Genomic DNA, 26654 nt, shown 5'->3' with positions numbered 1-26654 from the left:
CGGTCAGGTAGCGCGCGGCCTGCGCGAGCACGCCGCGCAGCGCGTTGCCTTCGCGCACGTAGATGTTCGACATCACCTCGTCGCCCCAGTCGGGGCCAGCGGCCAGCCACTCGGCATGGGCCTCCTCGAGGAAGCGCAGGTAGTTCATGCCGTGCACGGCCGCGAGCGGCGCGGCGCCGTGGTCGGCGGGCTCGCGCACCTCGAAGCCTAGCGCGCGCACGGCGCGCAGCAGCCGCAGCGCGCGCTCGGGCACCTCCTGCGGCGTACGCATGCGGCCGCGCGAGAGGTAGCTCTGCGGATGGTGCTTCAGTTGCTCGGGATGGAAGTAGGTCAGCATCGGAATCGGATCGGTGTCGTTGCAGGATCAGTGCTCGGGTGCGCCGGCATCGGCGCGACGGTGCTTGAGCGCGTCGAGCGCCATCACGCAGAGCAGCGACACGCCGGCCAGGCCCGTGAAGAACACCGCCAGCGGCCACCACTGGCCGACGAAGCGGTGCGCCAGATAGGTGCCCACCAGCGGCGTCAGGCCGCCCGCGATCGCGCCGCACACGTGGTAGCCGATCGAGATCGCCGAGTAGCGCACGCGCGTCGGGAACACGCCGCTCACGAAGCCCGCGATCACCGAATAGAAGCTCGACAGGCAGACCACCGCGAGCGCGATGCCCAGCACCATCGACGGCACGCTGGCGCCCTGCACCAGCAGGAACATCGGGTAGGGCGAGAGCATCGCGAGGAAGGCGCTGAGCTTGAGGAAGCGCGCGCCGCCGATCTTCTCGGCCAGCAACGCGGCCAGCGGCTGCGCCACGAACTGGATGATCGCGACCAGGAACAGGCAGTCGAGGATCACCGACTTCGTCACGCCCAGGTAGGTGGTCGTGTAGGCGATCATGAAGGTGTTGGTGAAGTACACGCCGGCCACGCCGAGCGTGTTGGCGCCGATGCACAGCGCCACCAGCAGCCCCGAGGACCGGAACACCTCGGCAATGGGCAGCTTCACCGTGAGCCGCGAGCGCTTCTCCTGCTCGAACTCGGGCGACTCGTGCACGCCGAGGCGGATGCAGGCGCCCACCAGCAGCAGCACGGCGCTGGCCAGGAACGGCAGGCGCCAGCCCCACGAGAGGAAGTCGGCCGGGTCCATGGTCGAGACCAGGCGGAACGCGACCAGCGACAGGATCAGCCCGGCCGGGCTGCCGAGCTGCGCGAACGATGCGAAGAAGGTGCGGCGGCCCCTGGGCGCGTGTTCGCCGGCCATCAGCACCGCCCCGCCCCATTCGCCGCCGACCGCGATGCCCTGCACGACGCGCAGCACGATCAGCAGCACCGGCGCCAGCACGCCGATCTGGCCATAGGTGGGCAGCAGGCCGATGCAGACGGTGGCGATGCCCATCATCACGATGGTGGCCATCAGCGCCTTCTTGCGGCCGATCCGGTCGCCGATGTGGCCGAACACCACCGCGCCCAGCGGCCGCGCGAAGAAGCCGACGGCGAAGGTGCCGAACGAGGCCATCGTGCTCAGGAACGGGTCCTGCGAGGGGAAGTACAGCGCGCCGAACACCAGCGCGGCGGCCGTGGCGTAGATGTAGAAGTCGTACCACTCGATCATGGTTCCGACGAAGGCCGCGGCCGCCGCGCGGGCGGGTTGGCGGACCGGGGCGGCGGACGGCATCGAGGCCGCCGGGTTGGCTGTGTTCAAGGTGTCTCCTCCGGGTGCCGCGGCGAAGGCCGCAGGCGAGCCCGGACTATCGTCAGCGCTCAAATATCAGTCAAATTTCTGTTTTTTATTTTTCACATAAGTTGAGCTAATCTTGAAGGCGGAGAACCACCGCCCATGACCTCGCCCACCCTCGACAAGGCCCGCTTCCTCAACGACCGGCTCGACTGGAACCTGCTGCGCACCTTCCTCGTGATCGTGCAGGAGCGCGGCGTGAGCCGGGCTGCCGCGCGCCTGCACGTCACGCAGCCCGCGGTGAGCCAGGCGCTCAAGCGGCTCGAGGAGTCGCTGGATTGCCGCCTGATCCAGCGCCACGGCGCGCGCTTCGAGCCCACGCGCGCGGGCGAGGAGGTGTTCCGCATCGCGAGCGACATCTACGGCCACGTGTCGCGGCTGGAGAGCGAGCTCGACGAGCGGCGCGACGAGGTCGCGGGCTCGGTGCGGCTGCTGTCGCTCAGCCGCATGCAGTCGGCCGTCTACGACCAGTTCCTGGCCGACTTCCACCAGACCTATCCGCGCATCGAGCTGCAGATCGAGGTGATGCGCTCCTCGGACATCATCTCCTCGCTGCTGCAGAAGACCGCGACCGTCGGCCTGGGGCTGTGCCGCGCGCCCGACGAGCGGCTGAACCTGCGCTGCTTCATGCGTCAGCGCTATGCGATCTTCTGCGGCCGCCACCACCGGCTGTTCGGCCGCCACGGGCTGACGACGAACGACCTGCTGGCCGAGAACTTCGTCTCCTTCACCAGCGACCAGCTCGGCGACAGCCTCTCGCCGCTCACGGTGTTCCGCGACACGCGCGGCTTCACGGGCCGCATCGTGGCCGCCTCGTCGAGCCTGGACGAGGTGCGGCGCATGATCTTCGCGGGCTTCGGCATCGGCTGCCTGCCCGAGCACATCGTGCGCGAGGACCTGGCGCAGCAGCGCCTGTGGCGCCTGCCGCCCGACGAGGGCGTGACCGACGTCGACATCCAGCTGATGTGGCTGCGCGCACGCAAGATGAACGCCGCGGAGCAGGCCTTCCTCGAGGCCATGGAGCGCACGATGCAGCGCTACTCGCTGACCGAGCGGCTGAGCATGGTGCCGGGCTGAAGGCCCGGCCCGGCGCTCATTCGCAGAGCTTGATCCAGCGCTGGAGCCGGCCCGCCACGCGCGCGGTGTTGAGGCGGGCGACCGAGCCTTCCATGTCCTCGCCGCCCTCGACCTGGCACAGCAGCACCACCTCTTCGCGTGCGGCGCCGGTGCCGAAGAATCCCTCGCCATCGAGCTGCGCCATCGCGGCGATGCAGGCCTCGAAGAGGCCGTCGTGCAGCACGTCGAAATCGACGCCGCAGGGCAGGTCCTCGCGGTGGCAGGCCAGGATCATGCGGTAGGCGATGTCGAAGAACTCGCCGCCATCGTCGTGGGACCACTCGCCGGAGCTCCAGATCTCGCTCTCGTCCTCCATCTCGCCCGGTTCGCCCAGGGCGAGGTCGCTGGCGGCGTGGACGATGGTCATCGCGCTCTCGTCGCTGCCCAGCGCGAAAAGCCGGAAGGTCCGGTCGGGCTCGGCCGCGCGGATGGCCTCGAAGGCGCGGCGGGCGCCCTCGCGGATCTCGGTCGTGAGCAGCGCGAAGTCGACGCGGGCGGGGTCGTGGATGCCTTGGCGCACCCGCACGTAGCCCTGGGCCTCGATCTCGCGGCCGCGCTGCGCCAGGGCCTCCATCGCGGCCTGGGGGCTGGCGAACTCGGCGACGCTGGAGCGCCCCCAGGTCTGCACCTTGCCGCTCGCGGCCCACAGCGAATTGCCGAACTGGCGCAGCTCGTGGAAGTCGGTGGGCCGCTCGTCCTCGAAGCGATGGAACAGCGCCCAGCTCATGTCACTTCCCCACCAGCTGCGTGAGCTTCTCGGCCTCGAAGCACTCGTCGCGCGCCGCGTCGCCGGGCACGCAGTCCTTGGTGCCGGGATGGGCCGAGAGCTTCTCGATCGCCTGCCACAGCAGCGCGATCTGGTGCTCCTGGCTCGAGGCGTTGTCGATCAGGCCGCGCATCGCCTGGCTCAGCGGGTCGTCGTCCTGCGTGATGCCGTAGGCGCTGAATTTCTGCGGCACGGCCACGTCGGCGCTCTCGCCGGCCTTCGACGGGATGATGCGCGCCGGGATGCCGACCGCGGTCGCGCCCGCAGGTACCGGCTTGATGACCACCGCGTTGCTGCCGATCTTGGCGCCGTCGCCCACCACGAAGCCGCCCAGCACCTTGGCGCCGGCGCTCACCACCACGTTGCGGCCCAGGGTCGGATGGCGCTTGGTGCCCTTGTAGAGCGAGGTGCCGCCCAGGGTCACGCCCTGGTAGATGGTGCAGCCGTCGCCGACCTCGGCGGTCTCGCCGATCACCACGCCCATGGCGTGGTCGAAGAACACCTCGCGGCCGATCTTGGCGGCCGGGTGGATCTCGATGCCGGTGAGCCAGCGCGCCATGTGCGCGATGAAGCGCGCGGGCCACTTGAAGCCATGGTTCCAACAGGCATGCGCCCAGCGATGCAGCACCACGGCATGCAGGCCCGGATAGACCGTGAGCACCTCCCAGGCGCTGCGCGCGGCCGGGTCGCGTTCGAGGATGCACCGGATGTCGGCGCGCAGGCGAGAGAACATCGCTGCCTTCGGATATTTTGGTTATGACGATGGGGGCCGCGCAGTCTATAGCCGGCCCTCATCGCGTACGGGCGATGGGGTTTTAGGTCCGCTCAGCGCCGGATCTTGCCGGCCGCGGCCTCGCTCATCGCCTTGGCGATGCCGCGCAGGATGTGGATCTCCTCGGCCGTGGGCTGGGCGCGGTTGAACAGCTGCTGCAGCCGCGGCATCAGCTTCTTGGGCGCCTCGGGATCGAGGAAGCCCACCTCCACCAGCGAGCGCTCCCAGTGCTCGAGCATGCCGGCCACGGCCTGGGCATCGGCCGCCGGCGGTGGGGCGACCGCGTCGCGCACCTCGAAACCGCCGAGCGCGAGCCGCCATTCGTAGGCGATCACCTGGATCGCGGCGCCGAGGTTGAGCGAGCCGAAGTTCGGGTCGGTGGGAATGCTCAGGGCAACATGGCAGCGGTAGACGTCCTCGTTGCGCATGCCGAAGCGCTCGGAGCCGAACAGGAAGGCCACGTGCGCCTCGCCCTGCGCGGCCAGCGCTCCGAGGTGCTCGCGCGGGGTGCGCGTGGGCGGGCCGAAGTCGCGCGGCACCATCGCGGTGGCGCACAGGTGGGTCACGCCGTCGAGGGCCTCGTCGAGCGTTTCCACGATGCGCGCATTGGCCAGCACGTCGAGCGCGCCGCTCGCGCGCTGGATGGTTTCCTCGCGCCGCAGCACGTTGGCCCAGCGCGGCGCCACCAGCACGAGTTCGCCGAAACCCATGGTCTTCATGGCGCGGGCGGCGGCGCCCACGTTGCCGGCGTGGCTGGTCTGGATCAGGATGAAACGGGTGCGCATGAAAAGGGGTGGGGAGACAGGGACCGGCCGAGCCGTTAAAATCCCCCGATTCTCGCCGCCCGCATCGCCGGGCCGGTTTCCGGGTCCTTCAGGGTCCCACCCCCAGCTCTTCCAGTCAGTCAGGAACGACAGCCGTGGCCACCCGGGCCTTTGCCGGGTCCGCGCAGGCGTTCCGCTCACGCTCACAATTCAGAATGTCGTCCCCCAACCTGCATCCCATGCTCAACGTGGCCGTGAAGGCCGCTCGCGCCGCCGGCGCCATCATCAACCGCGCCGCGCTCGACGTCGAGGCCGTGCGCATCTCCCAGAAGCATGTGAACGATTTCGTCACCGAGATCGACCACGCGAGCGAGCAGGCCATCATCGAAACGCTTCTCACGGCGTACCCGGGGCACGGCATCCTGGCCGAGGAATCGGGCTCCGAGCACGGCGCCAAGGATTCCGACTACGTCTGGATCATCGATCCCCTCGACGGCACCACCAACTTCATCCACGGCTTCCCGTTCTACTGCGTGTCGATCGCGCTGTCGGTGCGCGGCAAGATCGAGCAGGCCGTGGTCTACGACCCCACGCGCAACGACCTGTTCACCGCCACCAAGGGGCGCGGCGCCTACGTCAACGACCGCCGCATCCGCGTGTCCAAGCGCACCCGGCTGTCCGAATCGCTGGTGGCCACCGGCTTCCCGTTCCGCACTGGCGACAACTTCAAGCAGTACCTGGCCATCATGGCCGACCTGATGCCGCGCATGGCCGGCCTGCGCCGTCCCGGCGCCGCGGCGCTCGACCTCGCCTACGTGGCGGCCGGCTTCACCGATGCCTTCTTCGAGACCGGCCTCAACCCCTGGGACGTGGCGGCCGGCTCGCTGCTGGTGACCGAGGCCGGCGGCCTGATCGGCAACTTCACGGGCGAGCCCGACTTCATCGACCAGCGCGAATGCCTGGCCGGCGCGCCGCGCATCTACGGCCAGCTCGTGCCGCTCTTGGCCAAGTACTCGAAGTTCGCGAGCGTCGACGACAAGCTGCGCGCCAGCGATCGCGTGCGCGCGATCGCCGCCGCGAGCAAGCCCCAGACCGAGGGCTCGGCCGACATCTACGCGCGCAGCACCGTGACCGAGATGGGCCCGGCCGAGGACGACCAGAACGCGGAGGCCCCCGCCGCCACCGCCGCCCCGGCCAAGCGCAAGCTCACCCGCATCCGCCGCGACGCCCCCGCCGCCACCGGCCCGTTCGAGGGCGACGCTTCCGCCAAGTGATGGCAGGGGCCCGCGCCATCGGCGGCGAGACCCAGGCCTCGGTGCTGCAGCAGCGCCTGCGCGCCGCGCTGCGCATCGCGCTGAGCCACTACGTCGCCAGCGGCCTCACGGTCGCGCTCGGCCTGCTGTTCATCTCGGGCGGCGTGCATTTCTGGCTCGGCACCATCGCGGCCTCCTCGGCCGCGGTCGGCGTGATCGTCACCGCGCCACCCGACCTGCCGGGCCCGCGCCGCGGCAAGTTCTGGCAGATGCTGCCGGCACCGCTGATCGGGCTGCCGCTGTTCTTCGCCGTGCAGCTGCTGCACGCCGCGCCGATCCGGCTCGGCCTGCTGCTGGTGCCGGCCACCTTCTTCGCCTTCCTGGCCATGGCCTGGGGCAAGCGCGGCATCCCGATCGCTATCGCCGTGATGTTCTCGATGATCTTCTCGATGGCCACGCCCACGCCGCACGGCATGGCCGAAGCCATCGAGCGCACCTGGCACTTCGGCCTCGGCGCCGGGCTCTACGTGGTGTGGTCGGTGCTCGCCAACCTGATCCTCAACACGCGCTACCGCGTGCAGTCGGTGGCCGACGTGCTGTATTCGCTGGCCGCGCTGATGCGCACCGAGGCCAGCCAGTTCACGCCCAAGGACGAGACCGGCGACGTGCGCGAGACCCCCGCGCCGATGCTGGGCCGCCTGCTGCGCGAACAGGCCGCGCTGGCCGACCAGCTGCAGGCCACGCGCGACATCGTGCTCGAGTCGCCGCGCACGCCGCGCCGCCAGCGGCTGGCCGCGATGCTGGTGATCGTGCTCGAGATGCGCGACCAGCTGCTCGCGAGCGAGCTCGACCTCGACGCGCTCAAGACCCATCCCGCCCATGCCGACGCGCTGGTCGAGATGCGCTGCGTGCTCGAGGAACTGGCCGACGACACCATCGCGCTGGCCGACGCTCTGCTCATGGGCCGCCACCCGCACCTCGTGGCCGACCGCCGGCCGCGCCTCGCGGCGATCCACGTCGATGGCGAGGATTCGGCCGGCCACCCGCATCCCATGCTGCCCGGCCCCAATGCCGCCATGCTCGCGCGCGGCCTCGCGAGCCGCATCGGCCACATCAACGACGAGGTGCTGCGCCTGTCGGCCATGGCGCGCGGCGACGCCGAGCCCAACCTCGCGGTGGTGCGCGCCAACTGGCAGATGTTCGTGAGCCCCACCGACTGGTCGTGGCGCCCCTTCTTCACCTTGTGGCGCTGGGACGCGCCGCCGCTGCGCCATGCGATCCGCGCCGCGCTCGCGATCGCGGCCGGTTACGCGGTCGCTGTGTCGATGCCCTGGGGCTCGCACGACTACTGGATCCTGCTGACCATCGTGGTGGTGCTGCGCGGCAGCCTCTCGCAGACGCTGGAGCGGCGCAACCACCGCGTGGCCGGCACCCTGCTGGGCTGCGTGCTCGCGGTCGGGCTGCTGTCGGCGCATCTCTCGGCGCTCGGGCTGCTGGCCGTGCTCACCGTGGCGCAGGCCATCGCCCACAGCTTCGCGGTGCGGCGCTACCTGATCACCGCGGTGGCCGCCACCGTGCTGGGCCTGCTGCAGGCTCACATGCTCAACACCGGCGCGGCGCCGCTGTTCGCGCTGTTCGAGCGCATCGCCGACACGCTGATCGGCGCCGCGCTCGCCTGGGCCTTCTGCTACGTGCTGCCCTCGTGGGAGCGCGGCCAGATCCCGGCGCTGGTGGCGCGCGTGCTGACCGCGCAGGCACGCCATGCGCGGCTCGCGCTCGGCCTGGGCCAATTGCAGACCGTCGACAGCAGCCCCGAGCTCGAATGGCGGCTGGCGCGCCGCGAGGCCTTCGACAGCCTCTCGGCACTGGTGCAGGCCACGCAGCGTTCGCTGTCCGAACCGCGCGCGGTGCAGCCGCCGGTCGAGCCGCTCGAGCACCTGCAGGCCCACAGCTACCAGCTGCTGGCGCAGCTCAGCGCGGTCAAGTCGATGCTGGTGCTGCGGCGCGACCGCCTCACGCCCGGCGAGGTCGAGGGGCCGCTCGCGCGCACCACGCAGCGCATCGAGGCCGCGATCGGCGCGGTGCCCACCTCCGGGCCCTCGCAGCCCGAGAGCACGGCCTCCACCGCCGTCGGCGGCCCGATCCCGCTGCCCGATCCCTTCGACAACGACATCAGTCCCTGGCTGCTGCGCCGGCTCGACCTGGCGACCGCGCTGTCGACCCAATTGCGAGACGATGCGGCCCGGATCCTCCAGGCATTGAACGAACAGGAAGCTTCGGGACTCGCATCGGCATGACCCTGTTGCAATCCATCCTCTCTCATCCCTGGTTCGGCACCTGGCTGGCCGCCGTCATCGCCATTCCCGTCGCCCTCGCCGTGCACCGCATCGGCGGCATGGTGCTCAAGCGCATCACGCGCCCCGCGCCCGCCATCCATGCCATGGTGCTGGCCTGCCATGCGCCCGCGCGCGTGGTGCTGCCGCTGATCGCGCTGCAGATGGTGTGGCAGGCCACGCCCGAGGACCTGCGCTACATCGCGAGCGTGCGCCATCTCAACGGCCTGCTGCTGATCGCGGCCACCACCTGGCTCGCGCTCAAGGCCATCGGCGGCTTCGCCGACGGCGTGCTCGCGCAGCATCCGTCGGACGTGGCCGACAACCTGCAGGCACGCCGCGTGCTCACGCAGACCCGTGTGCTCGCGCGCACCGCCATGACCGTGGTGGTGGTGGCCGGCGGCGCGATGATGCTCATGACCTTCCCGGGCGCGCGCCAGGTCGGCGCCAGCCTGCTGGCCTCGGCCGGCGTGATCGGCATCGTGGCCGGCCTCGCGGCCAAGCCCGTGTTCAGCAACCTCATCGCCGGCCTGCAGCTCGCGCTCGCGCAGCCGATCCGCATCGACGACGTGCTCGTGGTCGAGGGCGAATGGGGCCGCGTCGAGGAGATCACCGGCACCTTCGTCGTGCTCAAGATCTGGGACGAGCGCCGGCTGATCCTGCCGCTGACCTACTTCATCGAGAAGCCGTTCCAGAACTGGACCCGCCACTCCTCGCAAATCCTCGGCTCGGTGTTCGTCTATGCCGACTACGGCATGCCGCTGGCGCCGCTGCGCGCCGAGGTCGAGCGCATCGTGAAGGCCTCGCCCGAATGGGACGGCCGCTTCTTCAACCTGCGCGTGACCGACGCCACTGAGCGCACCATGCAGATCCGCGTGCTGTGCACCGCCGCCACCTCGGGCCTGGCCTTCGACCTGCGCTGCAACGTGCGCGAGGGGCTGATCGACTTCATGCAGCGCGAGTACCCGCAGCACCTGCCGAAGGTGCGCGTGGGCAACGACCACCCGGCCGAGCGCGAGCCCGGGCCGCTGCAGCCGCAGGCCGTGGCCTGAGCGGCCTTCTTCGTCCCGAGCGTGCCGCGTTGAAGCCCGATCCCGAACCCAGAGGCCCGCTGGTACGCGCCCTGTTCTATGCCTTCGCCGTGCTGTGCCTGGTGCTCGGCCTCATCGGCGTGGTGGTGCCGGGCATGCCGACCACCGTCTTCATCCTGCTGGCCGCCTGGGCCGCGGCGCGCAGCTCGCCGCGGCTGCATGCCTGGCTGCTCGGGCACCGCATCTTCGGGCCGCTGCTGCACAACTGGGCCCACGGCCGCACCGTGAGCCGGCGCGCCAAGTGGAGCGCCACCGTCACCATGGCGCTGTGCGCCGTGATCATCTCGTACACCGCGCACCGCGCCTGGACCGCGGTGCTCGCGATCGGCTGCATGGCGGTGGTGCTGGCCTGGCTGTGGTCGCGGCCGCTGCCGCCGCCCTGATCGGCGTACGCCGCGGGCTCAGGGCCGCAGCGGTGGCCATGCGAGGTTCGTGAACGCCCGCAGCAGCCACTCGACGGGCCCGTAGGCGAAGCGCCCCATCCACCAGCGGCTCAGCGGCAGCTGGCAACCGAAGATCGCGAAGGCGATCCCCATCGCCGCGAGCGGCGGCGTCGCGCCGATCCAGCGCAGCCCGTAGGCCAGGAACAGCCACGCGCACACGGCCGACTGCAGCAGGTAGTTCGACAGCGCCATGCGCCCCGCGGGCGCGAGCCAGCGTTCGAGCACGCGGCCGCGCGGCGTGCGGAACAGCAGCACCAGCGCGCAAGCATAGGCGGCGCTCAGGAACGGTGCCGTGAGCAGCGTGGCCGAGAGCCCGAGGAAGTCGCGCACCGAGCCATCGACGCGCATCGCCGACTGGGCATAGAAGGCCGCGCCCGGCAGTCCCACCACCAGCCCCCAGGCCAGCAGGCGCCGGAACAGCGGCAAGTGCGCGCCGGTATCAGCCAGCAGCGCATGCCGCCCCGCCACGAAGCCCGCGAAGAACATCGCGAGCGCCGTCGGTGCCTGCACCAGCGCCGTGAGCCACCAGATCTGCGACAGCTCGCGCAGGTGCTGCACGATGACCGTCATCGGCGTGCCGCGGTAGGCCGCCAACGCGGAGACGGCTTCCGCATAGGCGCTGCGCAGGTCCATCGGGCCGCCGCCCAGCGCGAACGACAGCAGCGCGCTGAAGGCCGCCCACAGCAGCGCGGTGCCCACCACCAGCGCGACGCCGGCGCCCAGCAGGAAGCGGTCGCCGCGCCGGTGCAGCATCAGCAGCACCACGCCGATCACGCCATAGGTCGTGAGGATGTCGCCCTGGTAGAGCAGCACCCCATGCGCCACGCCCAGCAGCCACAGCCCCAGCAGCCGGCGCGCCATGCGCGGCGCGAACGCCTGGCCCGCGCGCTGCGCGGCCTCCTTCTGCAGCAGGAAGCTGTAGCCGAACAGGAACGAGAACAGCAGGTAGAACTTGGTCTCGAAGACGAAGGTGCGCACGAACACCGCGAGCCGCTCGGGCAGCGAGTTCGCGAGCGGATCGGGCAGCCCCATGCCGTAGTAGGTCGAGGCGAAGGTCGCGATGTTGACCACCAGGATGCCCAGCAGCGCGAAGCCGCGCAATGCATCGACCGTGGTCTGGCGCTGCGGCGCATGAGGCGCGTGCGGCGCGGGCGATGAGGAAGGCGCTTCGGCCTCGTCCATTCCCTGCATGCGGCGCTCAGGCCACCGGCGCGCGCTTCGGGTCGGTCACCGGGCAGTGGCCATGCACCTCGAGCAGCCGCACCAGGTCCTCGGAGCTGCGTGCCTTGGCCCAGTCGCGCTCGGTGTCCGAGATGCCCACCACGTGCAGGAAATCGAACTTGCCCGAGTCGAGCTGTGCCGTCGCCGGATAGTGCTTCGGCTGCGCCAGCAGCACGTGGCGCAGCGCCGACGCGGCCTTCTGCCCGATCGGCCCGCCCAGCGGAATGCGGTCGCCGTAGTCCAGCGGCGGCTTGTCCTCGCCGAAGCGGCCGTGCGCGAGCAGCACGTTGTAGGCCAGCAGCTTCTGCAGCAGCTTGATCGGCCAGGTCTCGCCGGCCTGCGACGGCACCTCGAGCACCAGCTCGGAGCCGATCCACGAGTAGTCCTCGGGGTCGTAGTCGGCGGGCTCGCCCTCCCAGGGCGTCGAGCCGCCCGAGGTCACGTAGAGCCAGGAGTTGCGCACGGGCGTCGGCTCGAACTCGAACACGCCCAGGTGCAGCCAGCGCGGATCGATGTCCTGCGCGCCCAGCGCCGAGAAGTCATCGGGGCCCAGCACGAAGATGCCCTTGCGCTTCTCGCCGAAGAGCTGGGGGTAGAGCACTTCCTCGCGGTATTTCCAGACTTCTTCCATCGAGCTCATCGCGTCTTCTCCTGGTTCGGTGGGCGGCGGCGCACCCGATTAGATACCAGGGCCCGCGGCCGCGCGCCGGCCCACGATCCGCCGGATCGCCTCGACCAGCAGCCGCGCGCCCTCCCCAAGTTCGGCGCCGCGCCGCACCGTCATGCCCACCGGTCCCTCGGTGCTCGCGGTGTCGATCGCCACGCGCCGCAGTTCGCCGCGCGCGATGAAGCCTTCCACCGCCCCCTGCGGCGCGAACCACACGGCATCGGAGCGCTGCAGCAGCCCGACGATGAAACTGGTGTCGGTCGCCTCCACGAGCCGGTGCGGCAGCTCCAGGCCGCGCGCGATCAGGAAGGCATCGGCCGTGTGGCGGATCAGCGTGCCCGACACCGGCAGCACCAGCGGATAGGCGGCCAAGGCATCGAGCGGCGGCCGGCGCCGCGCGGCCAGCGGATGGTCGGGGCGCACCACCAGCAGCAGCGGCTCGCTGTAGAACTGCTCGAAGGCGAGATCGGCCATCGCGGAGGCCTGGGCGAGCCGCCCCAGCACGAGGTCGATCTCGCCCTGGCGCAACTGCGTCATCAGCTGCGCGTTGGTGCCGCTCATGACCCGCACGCGCAGCGCGGTATGCGCGGCATTGAGCAACGCGACCGCCTCGGGCAGCAGGTTCGGCACCATGTTCGGCAACGCGCCGACGGCCACCAGCAACTGGTCAGCGTCGGGCTGGTCCATGGCCAGGCCCATGCCCTCCCGCAGTCCGCGCAGGGCCGACACCGCGTGCCGCACCAGCACCTCGGCCGCGGGCGTGAGCTCGACGCCGCGGCGGCGGCGCAGCAGCAACTGGCGCCCCACGATCTCCTCGAGCTCGGCGATGGTCTTGGAGACCGCGGGCTGCGTCAGCGACAGGGCCTCGGCCGAGCGCACCAGGTTGCGCTCCTGCGCCACGGTCACCAGGCACTGCAAGTGGCGCAGCTTCAAGCGAGAAAAGTTCATGGCTGACATGGCGGCTGGCTGTGAAGCGGCGGGCACCAAATATAACGAGACGGAATACCTGACGGAACAGCTTTCAGTTGTGCGCGCGGCACCGCGCTCCTAGAGTGCGCCGACACGGAGACAAGGAAACACCCGCATGACCCCCCGCATCCCGAAGGGCCGGCGCCTGGCGCTCGCCAGCGCCTGCATGGCCGCATCGCTCGTCCTGGGCCTCGGCGCCCCGGCCGCCGCCCTGGCGCAAACCGAAGCCGCGTATCCGGCCAAGGCCGTGCGCTTCCTCACCAACTTCCCGGCCGGCGGGCCGCTCGACATCCTCGGGCGCGCGCTCGGCGAGGTGCTGCAGAAGGAACTGAAGCAGCCCTTCGTCGTCGACAACCGGCCCGGCGCGGGCGGCAACATCGGCGCCGACCTCGTGGCCAAGAGCCCGGCCGACGGCTACACGGTGCTGCTGAGCATCGACAGCACCTTCACCATCAACCCGCAGCTCTACGCCGCCATGCCCTTCGCGGCGAAGGACCTGAAGCCGCTGATGATCTTCAGCTCCTCGGGCCTGGCCTTCGGCACCGGCGCCGCGGTCAAGGCGAAGACGCTGCCCGAGTTCGTCGCGCAGGCCAAGGGCGAGTCGGTCACCTTCGGCTCGGCCGGCAACGGCAGTCCCGGCCACATCGCCGCGGAGATCTTCGCCAACGCCACCGGCGCGAAGATCACGCACGTGCCCTACAAGGGCAACGCGCCCGCCGTGCTGGCGCTGCTCTCAGGCGAGGTGCAGGCCGGCATCCTGGCCACGCCGGGCCTGCTGCCGCACCTGCAGGCCGGCAAGCTGCATGCGCTCGCGGTCACCGGCCGCCAGCGTTCGCCGCTGCTACCGCAGGTGCCCACGGTGGGCGAGCTCGGATTGAAGGACCTCGAGTTCGAGGTGCTCTATCTCGCGATGGTGCCGGCCGCCACGCCCGAGCCCGTGATGCAGACCTTGCGCACGGCGCTGCAGTCGGCACTGGGCCGGCCCGAGGTGAAGGCGCGGCTCGCCTCGCTCGACATGGTGGCGCTCGGCGAGACCGGTGCCGCGGCCGCGTCGCACCTCGACGGCAACCGCGAACGCTACGGCCGCATCGTCAAGGCCACGGGCATGAAGGTGGATTGAGATGCACCGCTCAGCGCGCGGCCGCCGACTGGCGCCTGCCGCGGTCCGCCTTCGGCAGCACCGCCTGCGCCACCATGCGCTCGGCCCGCTCCTGCAAGCGATGCAGCGCCGCATCGAAGCGCTCGGCCTCGCCGGCATCGAGCGCGCCCATCAGCTCGCCGTTGATCGCCGTCACGAGCGGAAAGAGCGCGTCGTACAGCGCCTGCCCGCTGTCGGTGAGGCGCAGCTGCACATGGCGCCGATCGCCCGCGCGCGCCACGCGCGAGAGCAGTTTCTTTTCCACCAGCGAGCCCACGGCCTTCGAGGTGCGTGCGCGGTCGAGCTGCGCATGCTCAGCAAGTTGCGAGGAGCCGAGCTCGCCGCGGCTCGCGAGCGTGGCGATCAGCCGCCATTCGCGGCGCGTGATGCCGAAGCGGCCTTCGCACAGGCGGATCACCATGCTGCCGGCCACGGCGAGCAGGCGCGAGAGGCGGTAGAGCAGCAGGTCGTCGAGCGGGCGGCGCGGCGGCGCGAGACTGGCGTCCTCGGCCGCCTCGATGGTGGCCTTGGCCGTCTTGCGAGCGGTCGCTTTCACGGGCACATCGATGGGCTGGGGCATCGCGCTCGGGTTAATCCGGGGAATGGTTGATTTGATCAATCGACTGTAGCGTCTCCAGAATCGTCCGCAGCCGCGGGACCACGCCCCGCCGACCCGGCGCCTTTCGGAGACTTCGCCCCATGCCTTCCCGCCCCTCGCACGCTTCCCACCTGCCCGCCCCCGATCGCCGCCGGCTGGTCGCCGCGCTCGGCGGCCTCGCGCTCGCGCCTGCGCTGTCGCGCGCCCAGGGTTTCGCGCCGGGCCAGCCGATCAAGGTGCTGATCGGCGTGCCCGCGGGCGGCACGCAGGACGTGCTCACGCGCGCCATCGCGCAGGAGGTGCGCGACAGCCTCGGCCCGCTGATCATCGACAACCGCTCGGGCGCGGCCGGCCGCATCGCGGTCGAGACGGTCAAGACCGCGGCGCCCGACGGCCACACGCTGCTGCTGGGCACGGCCGGCATGATGACCATGTTCCCGAGCGCCTACCGCAACCTCTCGTACGACCCGATCAAGGACTTCGCGCCGATCCTCAACGCGGCGCGCTTCGAGCTCGCGCTGGTGCTCAACAAGGACGTGCCCGCGAACACGCTGCCCGAGTTCATCGCCTGGGCCAGGGCGCAGGGCGACAAGGTCAGCTTCGCCTCGTACGGCGCCGGCACGCCCTCGCACTTCCTCGGCGAGATGCTCAACCGCGCGGCCGGGCTGAAGATGGTGCACGTGCCCTACCGCGGCTCCACGCCCGCGCGGCAGGACGTGATGGGCGGCACCGTGCCGGTCTATTTCGACACCGTGGGCGGCGCGCAGCAGATGCTGCCCTCGGGCCGCGTCAAGGTGCTGGCCACCAGCGGCGAGAAGCGCTCGCCGCTGATGCCCAACCTGCCGAGCTTCGTCGAGGCCGGCTACAAGGACGTGGTCGCCACCGCCTGGTTCGCCTACTACGCGCCGCTCAAGACGCCGCAGCCCGTGGTCGAGAAGCTGCGTTCAGAGTTCGCGCGCGCCGTCAACAAGCGCGAGGTGCGCCAGATGCTGCTGCAGAACGGCATGTACCCGGTGGCCGACACGGGCGACGCGCTCGTGAAGACCATGCGCGAGGACACGGCACGCTGGGCCGGCATCATGAAGGCCGTGAATTTCCAGGCCAACGACTGAACCCCATTACATGAAACGCAAGGAGGAACCCATGCAACCCAAGCACCCGATCACCCGCCGCCTCGCCGGCCTGATGGCCATCGCCGGCCTCGCGACTGCCCTGACGGCCACCGGCGCCGCCGCGCAGGCGCTCGACGGCCCGCTGCACATCGTCGTCGGCTATGCGCCCGGCGGCGCCACCGACCGCGTCGCGCGCATCGTCGGCGACAAGCTCTCGCCCAAGCTCGGCGTGCCGGTCATCGTCGACAACAAGCCCGGCGCGGGCGGCCGCCTCGCGGCGCAGCAGGCCAAGGCCACGCCCGCGAACCAGAACGTGCTGATGCTCGCCAACCCCGCCGTGATGGTGGTGGCGCCGCTGGTGTTCAAGGACAACGGCTACGACCCCGAGCGCGACTTCGTGCCGGTCTCGCACGTCAACGACTACGACTTCGCGCTCGCCGTGTCGCCCACGCTGCCGGTGCGCGAGCTCAACCACCTGCTGGCCTGGATGCGCGCCAATCCCAAGCAGGCCAACGTCGGCGTGCCGGCCACCGGCAGCCTGCCGCACTTCTTCGGCCTCATGGTCGGCGAGAAGGCCAAGGTCCAGACCCAGGTCATCGGCTACCGCGGCTCGGCGCCGCTGCTCAACGACCTGATCGGCGGCCAGGTGCCGATCGCGGTCGACACCGAGGACGTGGTGATCCCGCAGCACGAAGGCGGCAAGCTGCGCATCCTCGCGATCTCGGGCGCCAAGCGCTCGCCCTTCGCGCCCTCGGTGCCCACCTTCAAGGAAGCCGGCCTCGACCTCTCGGCCAGCGGCTGGAACACCTTCTTCGCGCCCGCCACCATGCCGCGCGAGAAGGTCGAGCGCCTCGCCACCGCGATCCGCGAGGTGATGCAGGACCCCGACACGGTGCGCAAGTTCACCGACTCGAAGATGACGCCGGTGGTCAGCACCCCGGCGCAGACCGCCGCGATGCTCAAGGCCTACCGGCTGCAATGGGGTCCGGTGGTGCAGAAATCGGGCTACCAGCCCTGACCTTTTTCCCGGCCCTGCAGGCCCTCGACACCATGACAAGACCCAACATCATCTTCATCGTCGCCGACGACCTCGGCTATGCCGACCTCGGCTGCTACGGCGGCCGCGACGCCGTCTTCGGCCCCGTCTCGCCGGTGCTCGACGGCCTGGCCGCCAAGGGCCTCAAGCTCACGCAGGGCTACGCGAACTCGCCCGTGTGCTCGCCCACGCGCTTCGCGATGATCACCGCGCGCTACCAGTACCGGCTGCGCGGTGCGGCCGAGGAACCGATCAACAGCAAGAGCCGCGGCAGCAGCACGCTGGGCCTGCCGGTCGACCATCCCACCCTGCCCTCGCTGCTCAAGGCCAGCGGCTACCGCACCGCGCTGATCGGCAAGTGGCACCTCGGCTATCCGCCGAGCTTCGGCCCGCTGCGCTCGGGCTACGAGGAGTTCTTCGGCTCGATGTCGGGCGGCGTCGACTACTTCACCCACTGCGACTCGAGCGGCCGCCACGACCTCTGGTACGGCGAGGAGGACAAGCAGGAAGAGGGCTACCTCACCGACATCCTCTCGAAGCGCGCCGTCGACTTCGTCGAGCGCATGGCGCAGCAGCCTTCGCAAGAGGCCAAGCCCTTCTTCCTGAGCCTGCACTACACCGCGCCGCACTGGCCGTGGGAAACGCGCGACGATGCCGACAAGGCGCCGCTGGTGAAGGACAACCTGTTCGACCTCGCGGGCGGCAACATCCACGTCTACCGCCGCATGATCCATCACATGGACGAGGGCATCGGCTGGATCATGGCCGCGCTCGAGAAGCACGGCATGGCCGAGAACACGCTGGTGGTGTTCACCAGCGACAACGGCGGCGAACGCTTCTCCGACAACTGGCCGCTGGTCGGCGGCAAGATGGACCTGACCGAAGGCGGCATCCGCGTGCCATGGATCGCCCACTGGCCCGCCGTCATCGCGCCCGGCGGCGAGAGCGCCCAGCACTGCCTGACCATGGACTGGTCGGCCACCATGCTCGACGCGGCCGGCGTGCAGGCCGATCCGGCCTATCCGCTCGACGGCGTCTCGCTGATGCCCGTGCTGAAAGACGCGAAGCACGGCTTCCGCCGCCCGCTGCACTGGCGCATGAACCACCGCGGCCAGCAGGCGCTGCGCGACGGCGACTGGAAGTACCTGAAGGTCGACGGCAACGAGTACCTGTTCAACATCCCGTCCGACGAGCGCGAGCGCGCCAACCGCGCGAAGCAGGAGCCCGAACGGCTCGCGGCGATGCGCGAGGACTGGCTCGCCTGGAACGCGACCATGCCGCCGATTCCGGAGGATGCGACGGTGAGCCTGGGGTATTCGGTGAAGGACATGCCGCAGCGTTGAGTTGCGGCGCGCTGGGACTGGCGGGGACTAGAGCTTCTCGGCCAGCGCCTTCGACTGCGCCTCGAACTTGGCCGGGTTCGAGGCCTTCAGCTTCACGAGGTTCTGCAGCTTCCACTGGATCGCCGGCATCTCTGAAAGATGCGGCACATCGAGCCGCTGCCAATCGGGAGCGGCATCGGCCAGGCTCAGGAGGAAGGCCCGCTCGTCCGCATCGAGGCCCTGTTGGAGCGTGGCAATCATTCGGTCGCGCGCGGCAAGCAGCGCATCCAGTTCCACGGGCTCGGTGGTCATGCCCACGAAGTTGCTTTCGAACGCCTGGCGCACGTCGCGCAGCGGCGGAAACAGGACCTCGTCGATCGGCCTGTTGTGGCTCGCCAGATAGACCACGAAGGCACGACGGATGCCGTCCGTGATACCGCCGTGCGCCAGCAGTTGCATCACGTCGAAGAGATCCCGCGGATGCTGGCGGTCCATGGCGGCGACCAGCTTGCCGCCATAGACGTCTTCGAGCGATACCACCGGGATTTCCAGTTCGGCCTGCAGCACTTCCTGCGCCCTGGCATGCAGCCCCACGAGGGCGACCGGCCGCACGGTTCCGCGCATCACGTAGTTGACCTCGACCTTGACCTCGATGCCGTCGCGCTTCACCAGGAGCTTGCTCTCTCCCGCAGCGGGTGCGCCCGCAAGACGGGTCTGGAATCCCCTGCGGCCAAGCGTGTCGGCGGCCTTGCCGAGCGACGCCTTGATCCTGTCGAGCGCCGCGCCGCGCGACAGCGTGTGGTCGGGCAGGACGAGGTCCAGGTCGATCGACAGCCGCGGCATGTCGCGCACGAAGAGATTGATGGCCGTGCCACCCTTGAGCGCGAAGGTGTCGTCCTCGAAGACCAGGGGCGCGACCTGCGTCAGCAGGCGCGCGGTCCGCAGGTAGATCTCGTTCACGACTTCAGGACCAGCAGGCCCTCGCGGGTCTGGCCGACCCAGGGCCGGTCGCCACCGGTCGGCAGCTTGGCCGGGTCGAGCTTCTTCGCCCACGGCAGCGACAGCTCGCGTCCGAGTTGAAGGCACAGGCGCACCGTCTTCACGCTGGTGCACTGGCGCAGCAGTTCCACGAGCACCGAGGAGCGCAGGCCGTAGGCGCCCTCCGCCAGCTCGCGCGCCTCCGCCAGCGGCTGACGCACGCCCACCTCGCTCAGCATCTCGAGAAACGCGCGCTCGGGCGCCGACACGTTCGGCGCATCGGCACGGCCTTCGAAGGGGCCCGCGTGCCGCATGCCGGTGACGTCGCTGCTGAAGAGGTGCTTGCGGTGGTAGTCGGCAGCGAAGACCCGGGTGAACCAGTCCGGCAGGCTGGCCGACTCGAGGCCGTAGAGATGCAGCATCGGCGCCTGCGAAACGTAGTGGCGCACCCCGTGCCAGTCGAGCGCCGATTTGCCGCCCACATGCAGGCCGGGAATCTGGCGCTGGAGCAACAGCAGGCTCGGGTCGCGCTGCAAGGGCGTGTCGGGACGGCAGTACACACCGCGCGCCAGCCGTACCAGCCAACCCGCGCGCACGTAGTGGACCGCCAGGTCGCCGGAGATGCCCTCGCGCGCCAGGTCCTCCGTCGTGACGGGGGTTCCGCCCGGCAGCTGGCTCAGTAAAGAATTTAGCTTTGATCGATTTATCGTAGCCATACTACGATTATTCAGACAATCCTAAGCTCCAACAAGCCTTTGGTTTGTCTCAGTTATCGTAGTTTGACTACGATTTCACGGAAAAATCGAAATCATCCGATCACGTCGCCTCGGATTCCAGGGTCGTCCTGGACATCCCCAGGCTCCACAACCGCAGCGCCACATGGATCTCCAGTGCCCGGCTCGCGCTGCCCCAGTGCCCCAGCAGTTCCTCCACGCTCGCGAGCCGCTGGCGCACGGTGTTCACATGGATGCCCATGCGCGCCGCGGTGGTCTTGGCGTTCTGGTTGCAGTCGAAGTAGGCCAGCAGGGTCGACGTGAGCTCCGCGCCGCGCTTGCGATCATGGCTCGTGAGCGCGCCGATGGTGGCGTCGAGGAAGGTGTTGAGGCTGCCCTGGTCGTGGGTCTCGAACAGCACCGAATAGAGCGCCATCTCGTTCTGCCCGACGATGGCGCCGCGCATGCCAAGCCGCCCCAGCACGGGCAGCGCGCGGCGCAGCGCGGCATACAGCGCGGGCATCTCGGCCGGCGACTGCACCGGACGCGACAGCACGCCGCGGTAGGCATCGCCGAGCTCGCGCCGCGCGAAGGCGGTGACGGCCTCGAGCACGTCCTGCGCGCGGGTCGCGGCGCAGACGATGGCGAGCGCGCCGTCGACCTCGTCGAACACCTGCTCGGACATCGGCGTGCCGGCGCGCAGGCGCCGGGCCCAGAAGCCGGGCCGGGGCTCGGCCATCTCGACCACCATCAGCGAGATCGGCTGCGACAGGTCGAGCCCGAAGCGCTCGGCGCGGTCGCGCGTGAGCGCGGGCTCGTCCTGGCGCGGCGAGATCAGGGTGCGCAGCAGCGCCGCCACCTCGCGGCTCTTGCCGGCCTCCACGCGCTCCTGTGACAGCAGCACGATGCCGATGATGCTGGAGCTGCGCTCGAAGGTGCGCAGCGAGGTCTCGCGCAGGTCCTGGTGCCGGAACAACAGCACGGCACCGAGCACCTCGTTGCCGCCGAGCACCGCGATGGCGCGGCACAGCTCGCCGTCGCGCTCGTAGGCCACTACCGAGCGGCCGGCCTGCCGGCTCTCGCGCAGCGCCTTCGCGAGCGCGGCGCTGTGTTCGTCGTTCGGCGCATGGGCGTCGGCCGCCGTGCCCTCGTAGCCCGGCGCCAGCGCGCGGCCGATGACCTGATGGGCCTCGTCGAGCACCAGCACGCCGCCGTTGAGCAACTGCGCGATCGATTCGCACAGCGCGCCCAGCGACGCGCCCTTGGCCAGCAGCGAGGTCAGCTGCTCGTGCGCCTCGGCCGCGCCCTGCACGTCGCGCACGTGCCGCTCGAGTTCGCCGCGCGCCTCGTCGGCATGCGCGAGCGCATCCTTCGCTTCCGCGAAAGCCTTGGCGTTCTCGATCGCCACCGCCGCATGCGCGGCCAGCGTGCAGAGGATCGACACGTTGAGCGCGGTGTGCGTGCGGTGGTAGCGGTCGGCCACGAACAGCAGGCCGATCACCTCGTCGTCGCGCATCAGCGGCGCGCCCACCAGCGCGGCCACGCCCTCGTCGCGAAAGATGTCGTCGAGCGTCGGATCGTGCACGAAGCGGTTGTCGTGCAGGTAGTCGGGCGTGAAGAAGGGCAGCCGCGTGCTCATCACGATGCCCGCGATGCCGAGGTTGCGGCCCACGGTCATGCGGCCGGTGCGGTCCGAGATCGCACCGTCGGCCACCACCACCTGGAACGCGCCGGTCGCGGTGTCGTAGACCGTGAGCCAGCACAGGTGCGAGCCCATCAGGTGGCGCGCGCGCTTCACGATGGTCTTGAGCAGGCCCGTGAGGTCGAGCCGGCCCGAGAGGTCCTGCGCCGACTCGATCACCGCGAGCATGCCGCGCTCGCGCTGCTCGTGCAGCTCGAGCCGGTTGCGCAGCGCCATCGCCATGCGCACCAGCTCGACCAGGCTGGACTTGCGCCGCAATGCATCGGGCAGGGCTTCCACGGCCGCGAGCCGGCCGGCGAATTCTTCCGCGGGCGCATTCCGGTGCAAGAGGCCGATGAGTTCGGCGGCGATCTCGTCGGCCGCCTGCTCGCTCGCATCGCGCGAGGAGCCCGCCGCGCGCGGTCGTTCGGTGGACAGGGATGACATAGGGCCGCGAAGGCTAGCAGAACGATGCGGCCATGCCCATGGGTCCGATCCCTCTCCCCTGGTGCCGCGATGGCGATCGCGAACACCGCATCACATCGACAGGGGGTTGCCAGTGTGCGCGACGCACATAGTTTTGACGCGGTGCTTTCAAGACACTGCCGATGAAGCGAGAGCGCCACGGCGCCCGCATGGACACAACGAGACACCACAGGAACCCATGAGCATCATCGATTCACTGCGGCCCGCGCCGGGCCTGCGGGTGCTGATCAGCGCGGGCGCGTCCGGCATCGGCGCGGCCATCGCGCTGGCCTTTCGCGAGACCGGCGCGCGCGTGCATGTCTGCGACATCGACCGCCTCGCGCTCGACCGCATGGCGCGCGAGGCGCCCGAGATCACCTCGAGCATGGCCGACGCCTCGGTGCCCGAGGACGTGGCGCGCGTGTTCGACGACGTGGAAGGCGCGCTCGGCGGGCTCGACGTGCTGATCAACAACGTCGGCATCGCGGGCCCCACCGGCGCGCTGCAGGACCTGCAGCGCGGCGACTGGGAGCGCACGGTGGCCGTCAACCTGCACAGCCAGTTCTATTTCGCGCAGCGCGCGATCCCGCTGCTCAAGCGCTCGCAGGCCAACCCGAGCCTGATCGCGATGAGCTCGGTCGCGGGCCGGCTCGGCTATCCGTTCCGCACGCCTTATGCATCGACCAAGTGGGCCATCGTCGGCCTCATGAAATCGCTGGCCATCGAGCTCGGCCCGCATGGCGTGCGCGTCAACGCGATCCTGCCGGGCACGGTCGAGGGCGAGCGCATGAACAGCGTGATCGGCGCGCGCGCCGCCACCGCGGGCGTGTCGGTCGAGGCCATGCGCGCCGAGTACCTGCAGAAGATCTCGCTGCGCCGCATGGTCACGCTCGACGACGTGGCGGCGATGGCGCTGTTCCTCTGTTCGCCCGCGGCCCGCAACCTCACGGGCCAGGCGATCAGCGTCGACGGGAACATGGAATACCTCTGAACGCCGACGAGCGGCCCACCCCTTTTTTTCAAGAAGCATGGAGACATCAATGCGCACATCCGCCCCCTTCCCCCTCTCGTTCAACGCCGCCGCGTCGGCCCTGGCCTGCTCGCTGGCCCTGCTGTCGGCCGGCGCCTCCGCCGCGCCCGTGAAGATCGGCGTGCTCGAGACGCTGTCGGGCCCGCAGGCCTCTTCGGGCCAGGCCTATCGCACAGCCGTGCGCTTCGCGATCGACCAGATCAACGCGGCCGGCGGCTGGAACGGCGAGCCGGTGCAGCTGCTCGAGTACGACAACCAGGGCGGCCCCGCGGGCGCGGCCGACAAGCTCAAGGCGGCCGCGGCCGACGGCGTGCAGCTGATCGTGCAGGGCGCCTCCTCGGCGATCGGCGGCCAGATCACCGAGGACATCCGCAAGTACAACCTGCGCAATCCCGGCAAGGAGATGATCTACATCAACGTGGGCGCCGAGGCGCTGGAGCTCACGGGCGAGAAGTGCAACTTCCACCACTTCCGTTTCAGCGGCGACGCGCAGATCCGCACCAAGGCCCTGGTCAGCGCGATGAAGCAGGCCAACGCGCTCGGCACCCGCGTCTATGCGATCAACCAGAACTACTCCTGGGGCCAGGACATGGAGCGCGCCATCGTCGACAACGCATCGGCCGGCGGCTACCAGGTGGTGGAGAAGACCCTGCACGACGTCAACAAGGTGCAGGACTTCGCGCCCTACGTGGCGAAGATCAGCGCCGCCAAGGCCGACTCGGTGCTCACCGGCAACTGGTCGAACGACCTGCTGCTGCTGATGAAGGCCTCGAAGTCGGCCGGCCTCAAGGTGCGCTTCGGCACGGTCTTCCTCGACCAGCCCGGCAACATCGCGAACGCGGGCGATCTCGCGGTCGGCCATTTCGTGGCCCACACCTTCAACGCCGAGGCCGCCGGTGCCGAGGGCGAGCGCTTCGTGGCCGACTACAAGGCCAAGACCGGCCACGCGCCGGCCTTCATCGAGCCGCAGACCGTGTTCGGCATGGCGATGGTGGCCGATGCGCTCAAGCGCACCAAGCCCGAGAACGGCGCGCTCAACGTCAACGCGCTGGCACGCGCGATCGAGACCGCGAAGATCAAGACCCCGATGGGCGAGATGAGCATGCGCGCGGCCGACCACCAGGCGCTGCTGCCGATGGTGGTGTCGACCGTGACCAAGGATGCGCGCTACAAGGCCGACGACACCGACATGGGCTTCAAGCCGGTGAAGCGCTTCACGGCCGAGGAAGCCTCGACGCCCGCGCAGTCGAGCTGCGCGATGAAGCGCCCGGGCTGAGCGCCCGCGCGCCCCTCTCCCCGGGGCCGCGCCGCGCGGCCCCGTTTCCCGAATCCCCTCCCCGGCGGAACGCGCGCGTCCCGCCGGCGCAGCCTCGGCTGCTCGCAAGGACAACCATGGACCAGCTCATCGTCTCGCTCATGAACGGCATCGTCTACGGACTGCTGCTGTTCATGGTGTCGGCCGGCCTCACGCTCATCTTCGGAATGATGGGCGTGCTCAATTTCGCGCATGCCTCGTTCTACATGCTGGGCGCCTACTTCGCCTACACGCTGCAGGGCACCATCGGCTTCTGGGCCGCGGTCATCGCCGCGCCGATCCTGGTCGGCCTGATCGGCGTGGTGGTCGAGCGCTTCTTCCTGCGCCGCGTGCACCACCACGGCCATGCGCACGAGCTGCTGCTGACCTTCGGCCTGTCGTTCATCATCGCCGAGACCATCAAGCTGTTCTTCGGCAACTTCCCGGTCGACTACCGCATCCCGCCCACGCTCGACGTGCCGGCCTTCGCCATCGGCGGCGCGCAGTACCCGGCCTATCGCCTGCTGATGGGCGGCATCGCGATCGCGATGTTCGTGGCCATCTACCTGCTGCTCACGCGCACCCGCGTGGGCATCGTGGTGCGCTCGGCGATCTACAAGCCGCGCATGGCCGAGGCGCTGGGCCACAACGTGCCGCTGGTGTTCATGGGCGTGTTCGGCGTCGGCGCCGGCCTCGCGGGGCTGGCGGGCGCGGTGGCCGGTGCCTTCTACACCACCAACCCCAACATGGCGCTCGAGCTCGGCGTGATGGTGTTCGTGGTGGTGGTGGTCGGCGGCCTCGGCTCACTGGGCGGCGCGATGCTGGCCTCGCTGCTGATCGGCGTCATCACCTCGCTGGCCGTGGGCATCGACCGCAGCCTGGCCGACCTGTTCGCGCTGGTCGGCGCGGGCGACTGGGCGCGCGGCGTCGGCGGGCTGATGACGCTCAAGGTGTCGAGCCTGTCGGCCACCATCCCGTTCGCGCTGATGCTGCTGATCCTGCTGGTGCGGCCGAGCGGGCTGATGGGCGAGAAGAACTGAGCGAGAGGGCCGAGACGATGAAGACCACCCTCTCCCTGCTCGCCGCCGGCGTCGCGCTGCTGCTGGCCCTGCCCTTCCTGCTGTCGCAGGGGCTGCTCAACGCGGCCATCCAGATGCTGATCGCCGCGCTGTTCGCGAGCGCCTACAACCTGCTGTGCGGCCAGGCCGGCATGCTGTCCTTCGGCCACGCGGCCTACTTCGGCGTCGGCGCCTTCGGCACCGTGCACGCGATGAACGCGCTCGGCGGTGCCGGCCTGCTGCCCACGCCGCTGATGCCGCTGGCCGGCGCGGTCTGCGGTCTGGCCATCGGCGGCATCGCGGGCTGGTTCGCCACCCAGCGCAGCGGCACCTACTTCGCGATGATCACGCTGGCCATCGCCGAGCTGATCCATTCGCTGGCGCCGCACCTCAAGGGCCTGTTCGGCGGCGAGGCCGGCGTGTCGACCATGCGCATGCCGGCCTGGGGCTTCGGCTTCGGCTCGACCACCGAGGTCTACTACCTCACGCTGGGCTGGGTGCTGCTGTCGCTCGCGCTGCTCTACCTCTACACCCGCACGCCGCTGGGCCGGCTGACCTGCGGCCTGCGCGAGAACAGCCACCGGCTGCGCTTCCTGGGCTACAACGTGCACGGCCTCGGCGTGCTGGTGTTCGCGGTCTCGGCCATGTTCTCGGGCATCGCGGGCGGGCTGCAGGTGGTGTCGAACGAATCGGCGAACTACGTGGTGTTCGATCCCGCGCTGTCGGCCGCGGTGGTGCTCAACACCTACATCGGCGGCGTGCAGGTGTTCCTGGGCCCGGCCCTGGGCGCCGCGCTCATGACCTTCTTCGGCTACGCCGTGTCGGACCTCACGCGCTCGTGGCTGCTCTACCAGGGCATCCTGTTCGTGCTGGTGATGATGTTCATGCCCGCCGGCCTCGCGGGCCTGGTGGGCACCACCGCGCGGCTGCGCCAGCGCTTCGGCCTGGCCCGGCTGCTGCCGGTGGTGGCGCTATCGATCGGCGCGGCGCTGCTGCTGAGCTTCGGCGGCGCCTTCGCGATCGAGATGCTGCAGCGCTGCTTCTCGCAGGACTACCGCTCGCTCGCCAACCTGCAACCGGGTGGCGGCTGGCCGCCGATCCAGTTCCT

Annotated in this window: 24 protein-coding genes and 1 pseudogene; 13 read left to right on the top strand and 12 right to left on the bottom strand. The window is 70.1% G+C overall.

The window, feature by feature from the left end:
* Together AC27VN_RS05455 and AC27VN_RS05450 are read right to left on the bottom strand one after the other, a co-directional pair.
* Positions 1-337 (bottom strand): annotated as a pseudogene (locus tag AC27VN_RS05455) (histone deacetylase family protein); the annotation flags it as partial.
* A gap of 27 nt (positions 338-364) precedes the next feature.
* A complete protein-coding gene (locus AC27VN_RS05450) occupies positions 365-1666 on the bottom strand; it encodes an MFS transporter (RefSeq protein ID WP_490875905.1) in 1302 nt (433 codons plus the stop codon).
* A 162-nt stretch (positions 1667-1828) separates the two neighbouring features.
* Here AC27VN_RS05450 and AC27VN_RS05445 point away from each other — a divergent pair, with 162 nt between their 5' ends.
* On the top strand, positions 1829-2803 hold the full coding sequence (locus AC27VN_RS05445) for a LysR family transcriptional regulator (protein ID WP_296795866.1): 975 nt from the start codon (positions 1829-1831) through the stop codon (positions 2801-2803).
* Between the two features lie 16 nt (positions 2804-2819).
* On the opposite strand, the gene AC27VN_RS05440 is transcribed toward AC27VN_RS05445, so the two are convergent.
* The 3 genes from AC27VN_RS05440 to AC27VN_RS05430 form a co-directional block, all read right to left on the bottom strand.
* Entirely contained in the window at positions 2820-3569 is a 750-nt protein-coding gene (locus tag AC27VN_RS05440) for a DUF4303 domain-containing protein (protein ID WP_490875903.1), read from the bottom strand.
* Position 3570: 1 nt separating this feature from the next.
* On the bottom strand, positions 3571-4341 hold the full coding sequence (gene cysE, locus AC27VN_RS05435; protein WP_490875902.1) for a serine O-acetyltransferase: 771 nt from the start codon (positions 4339-4341) through the stop codon (positions 3571-3573).
* A gap of 92 nt (positions 4342-4433) precedes the next feature.
* The gene (locus AC27VN_RS05430; protein ID WP_431509603.1) at positions 4434-5165 is read right to left on the bottom strand and encodes an RNA methyltransferase; all 732 of its coding nucleotides are present in this window, start codon (positions 5163-5165) and stop codon (positions 4434-4436) included.
* Positions 5166-5359: 194 nt separating this feature from the next.
* Between AC27VN_RS05430 and AC27VN_RS05425 the strand changes: the two genes are divergently transcribed.
* The 4 genes from AC27VN_RS05425 to AC27VN_RS05410 are packed head-to-tail and all read left to right on the top strand — an operon-like array spanning position 5360 to position 10204.
* A complete protein-coding gene (locus AC27VN_RS05425; protein WP_208509205.1) occupies positions 5360-6418 on the top strand; it encodes an inositol monophosphatase family protein in 1059 nt (352 codons plus the stop codon).
* A complete protein-coding gene (locus AC27VN_RS05420; protein WP_490875901.1) occupies positions 6418-8694 on the top strand; it encodes an FUSC family protein in 2277 nt (758 codons plus the stop codon). The genes AC27VN_RS05425 and AC27VN_RS05420 overlap by 1 nt, the downstream gene beginning before the upstream one ends.
* A complete protein-coding gene (locus AC27VN_RS05415) occupies positions 8691-9782 on the top strand; it encodes a mechanosensitive ion channel family protein (RefSeq protein WP_398492091.1) in 1092 nt (363 codons plus the stop codon). The genes AC27VN_RS05420 and AC27VN_RS05415 overlap by 4 nt, the downstream gene beginning before the upstream one ends.
* A gap of 29 nt (positions 9783-9811) precedes the next feature.
* Entirely contained in the window at positions 9812-10204 is a 393-nt protein-coding gene (locus tag AC27VN_RS05410) for a YbaN family protein (RefSeq protein ID WP_398492089.1), read from the top strand.
* A gap of 18 nt (positions 10205-10222) precedes the next feature.
* On the opposite strand, the gene AC27VN_RS05405 is transcribed toward AC27VN_RS05410, so the two are convergent.
* From AC27VN_RS05405 to AC27VN_RS05395, 3 genes are read right to left on the bottom strand one after another with little or no spacing between them, the layout of a single operon-like run.
* On the bottom strand, positions 10223-11446 hold the full coding sequence (locus AC27VN_RS05405; protein ID WP_490875904.1) for a DUF418 domain-containing protein: 1224 nt from the start codon (positions 11444-11446) through the stop codon (positions 10223-10225).
* A 16-nt stretch (positions 11447-11462) separates the two neighbouring features.
* Complete coding sequence (locus AC27VN_RS05400; protein ID WP_490875900.1) at positions 11463-12125, bottom strand: suppressor of fused domain protein; 663 nt, start codon at positions 12123-12125, stop codon at positions 11463-11465.
* A 39-nt stretch (positions 12126-12164) separates the two neighbouring features.
* Positions 12165-13100 carry a LysR substrate-binding domain-containing protein gene (locus tag AC27VN_RS05395; RefSeq protein ID WP_490875899.1) on the bottom strand — a complete coding sequence of 312 codons (936 nt, stop codon included), beginning with the start codon at positions 13098-13100 and terminating at the stop codon, positions 12165-12167.
* A 136-nt stretch (positions 13101-13236) separates the two neighbouring features.
* On the opposite strand from AC27VN_RS05395, the gene AC27VN_RS05390 reads away from it, so the two are divergent.
* Positions 13237-14241 (top strand): Bug family tripartite tricarboxylate transporter substrate binding protein, encoded by a 1005-nt coding sequence (locus AC27VN_RS05390; protein WP_490875898.1) that lies wholly within the window; start codon positions 13237-13239, stop codon positions 14239-14241.
* A 10-nt stretch (positions 14242-14251) separates the two neighbouring features.
* On the opposite strand, the gene AC27VN_RS05385 is transcribed toward AC27VN_RS05390, so the two are convergent.
* Entirely contained in the window at positions 14252-14815 is a 564-nt protein-coding gene (locus AC27VN_RS05385; protein ID WP_408908295.1) for a MarR family winged helix-turn-helix transcriptional regulator, read from the bottom strand.
* Between the two features lie 143 nt (positions 14816-14958).
* Between AC27VN_RS05385 and AC27VN_RS05380 the strand changes: the two genes are divergently transcribed.
* The 3 genes from AC27VN_RS05380 to AC27VN_RS05370 are packed head-to-tail and all read left to right on the top strand — an operon-like array spanning position 14959 to position 18348.
* Positions 14959-15969, top strand: a complete 1011-nt coding sequence (locus AC27VN_RS05380; protein ID WP_490875897.1) for a Bug family tripartite tricarboxylate transporter substrate binding protein — start codon at positions 14959-14961, stop codon at positions 15967-15969.
* 31 nt (positions 15970-16000) lie between these two features.
* Complete coding sequence (locus AC27VN_RS05375; protein WP_490875896.1) at positions 16001-16987, top strand: Bug family tripartite tricarboxylate transporter substrate binding protein; 987 nt, start codon at positions 16001-16003, stop codon at positions 16985-16987.
* Between the two features lie 32 nt (positions 16988-17019).
* Entirely contained in the window at positions 17020-18348 is a 1329-nt protein-coding gene (locus tag AC27VN_RS05370) for a sulfatase family protein (protein ID WP_490875895.1), read from the top strand.
* Between the two features lie 27 nt (positions 18349-18375).
* Here the strand turns inward: AC27VN_RS05370 and AC27VN_RS05365 are convergent, their stop codons facing one another.
* The 3 genes from AC27VN_RS05365 to AC27VN_RS05355 all read right to left on the bottom strand — a co-directional run bounded on the left by AC27VN_RS05365 (position 18376) and on the right by AC27VN_RS05355 (position 22146).
* Complete coding sequence (locus tag AC27VN_RS05365) at positions 18376-19287, bottom strand: nucleotidyl transferase AbiEii/AbiGii toxin family protein (RefSeq protein WP_296776066.1); 912 nt, start codon at positions 19285-19287, stop codon at positions 18376-18378.
* A complete protein-coding gene (locus AC27VN_RS05360; RefSeq protein WP_490875894.1) occupies positions 19284-20021 on the bottom strand; it encodes a type IV toxin-antitoxin system AbiEi family antitoxin domain-containing protein in 738 nt (245 codons plus the stop codon). Before AC27VN_RS05360 ends, AC27VN_RS05365 begins: the two co-directional genes overlap by 4 nt.
* A gap of 100 nt (positions 20022-20121) precedes the next feature.
* Positions 20122-22146 carry a helix-turn-helix domain-containing protein gene (locus AC27VN_RS05355; protein ID WP_490875893.1) on the bottom strand — a complete coding sequence of 675 codons (2025 nt, stop codon included), beginning with the start codon at positions 22144-22146 and terminating at the stop codon, positions 20122-20124.
* Between the two features lie 217 nt (positions 22147-22363).
* Here AC27VN_RS05355 and AC27VN_RS05350 point away from each other — a divergent pair, with 217 nt between their 5' ends.
* The 4 genes from AC27VN_RS05350 to AC27VN_RS05335 form a co-directional block, all read left to right on the top strand.
* On the top strand, positions 22364-23155 hold the full coding sequence (locus tag AC27VN_RS05350; protein WP_431509614.1) for an SDR family oxidoreductase: 792 nt from the start codon (positions 22364-22366) through the stop codon (positions 23153-23155).
* A gap of 49 nt (positions 23156-23204) precedes the next feature.
* Positions 23205-24470: a branched-chain amino acid ABC transporter substrate-binding protein gene (locus AC27VN_RS05345; RefSeq protein ID WP_296776078.1), complete on the top strand. Its 1266-nt coding sequence runs from the start codon at positions 23205-23207 to the stop codon at positions 24468-24470.
* Positions 24471-24586: 116 nt separating this feature from the next.
* A complete protein-coding gene (locus AC27VN_RS05340; RefSeq protein ID WP_203201982.1) occupies positions 24587-25528 on the top strand; it encodes a branched-chain amino acid ABC transporter permease in 942 nt (313 codons plus the stop codon).
* A gap of 17 nt (positions 25529-25545) precedes the next feature.
* Positions 25546-26654, top strand: a 1109-nt coding sequence (locus AC27VN_RS05335; protein ID WP_490875892.1) for a branched-chain amino acid ABC transporter permease, incomplete at its 3' end; no start/stop codon positions are given.

The organism is Variovorax sp. 20P10.2.4, from assembly GCF_058244205.1.
This window is presented reverse-complemented; position numbering and strand designations above follow the sequence as displayed.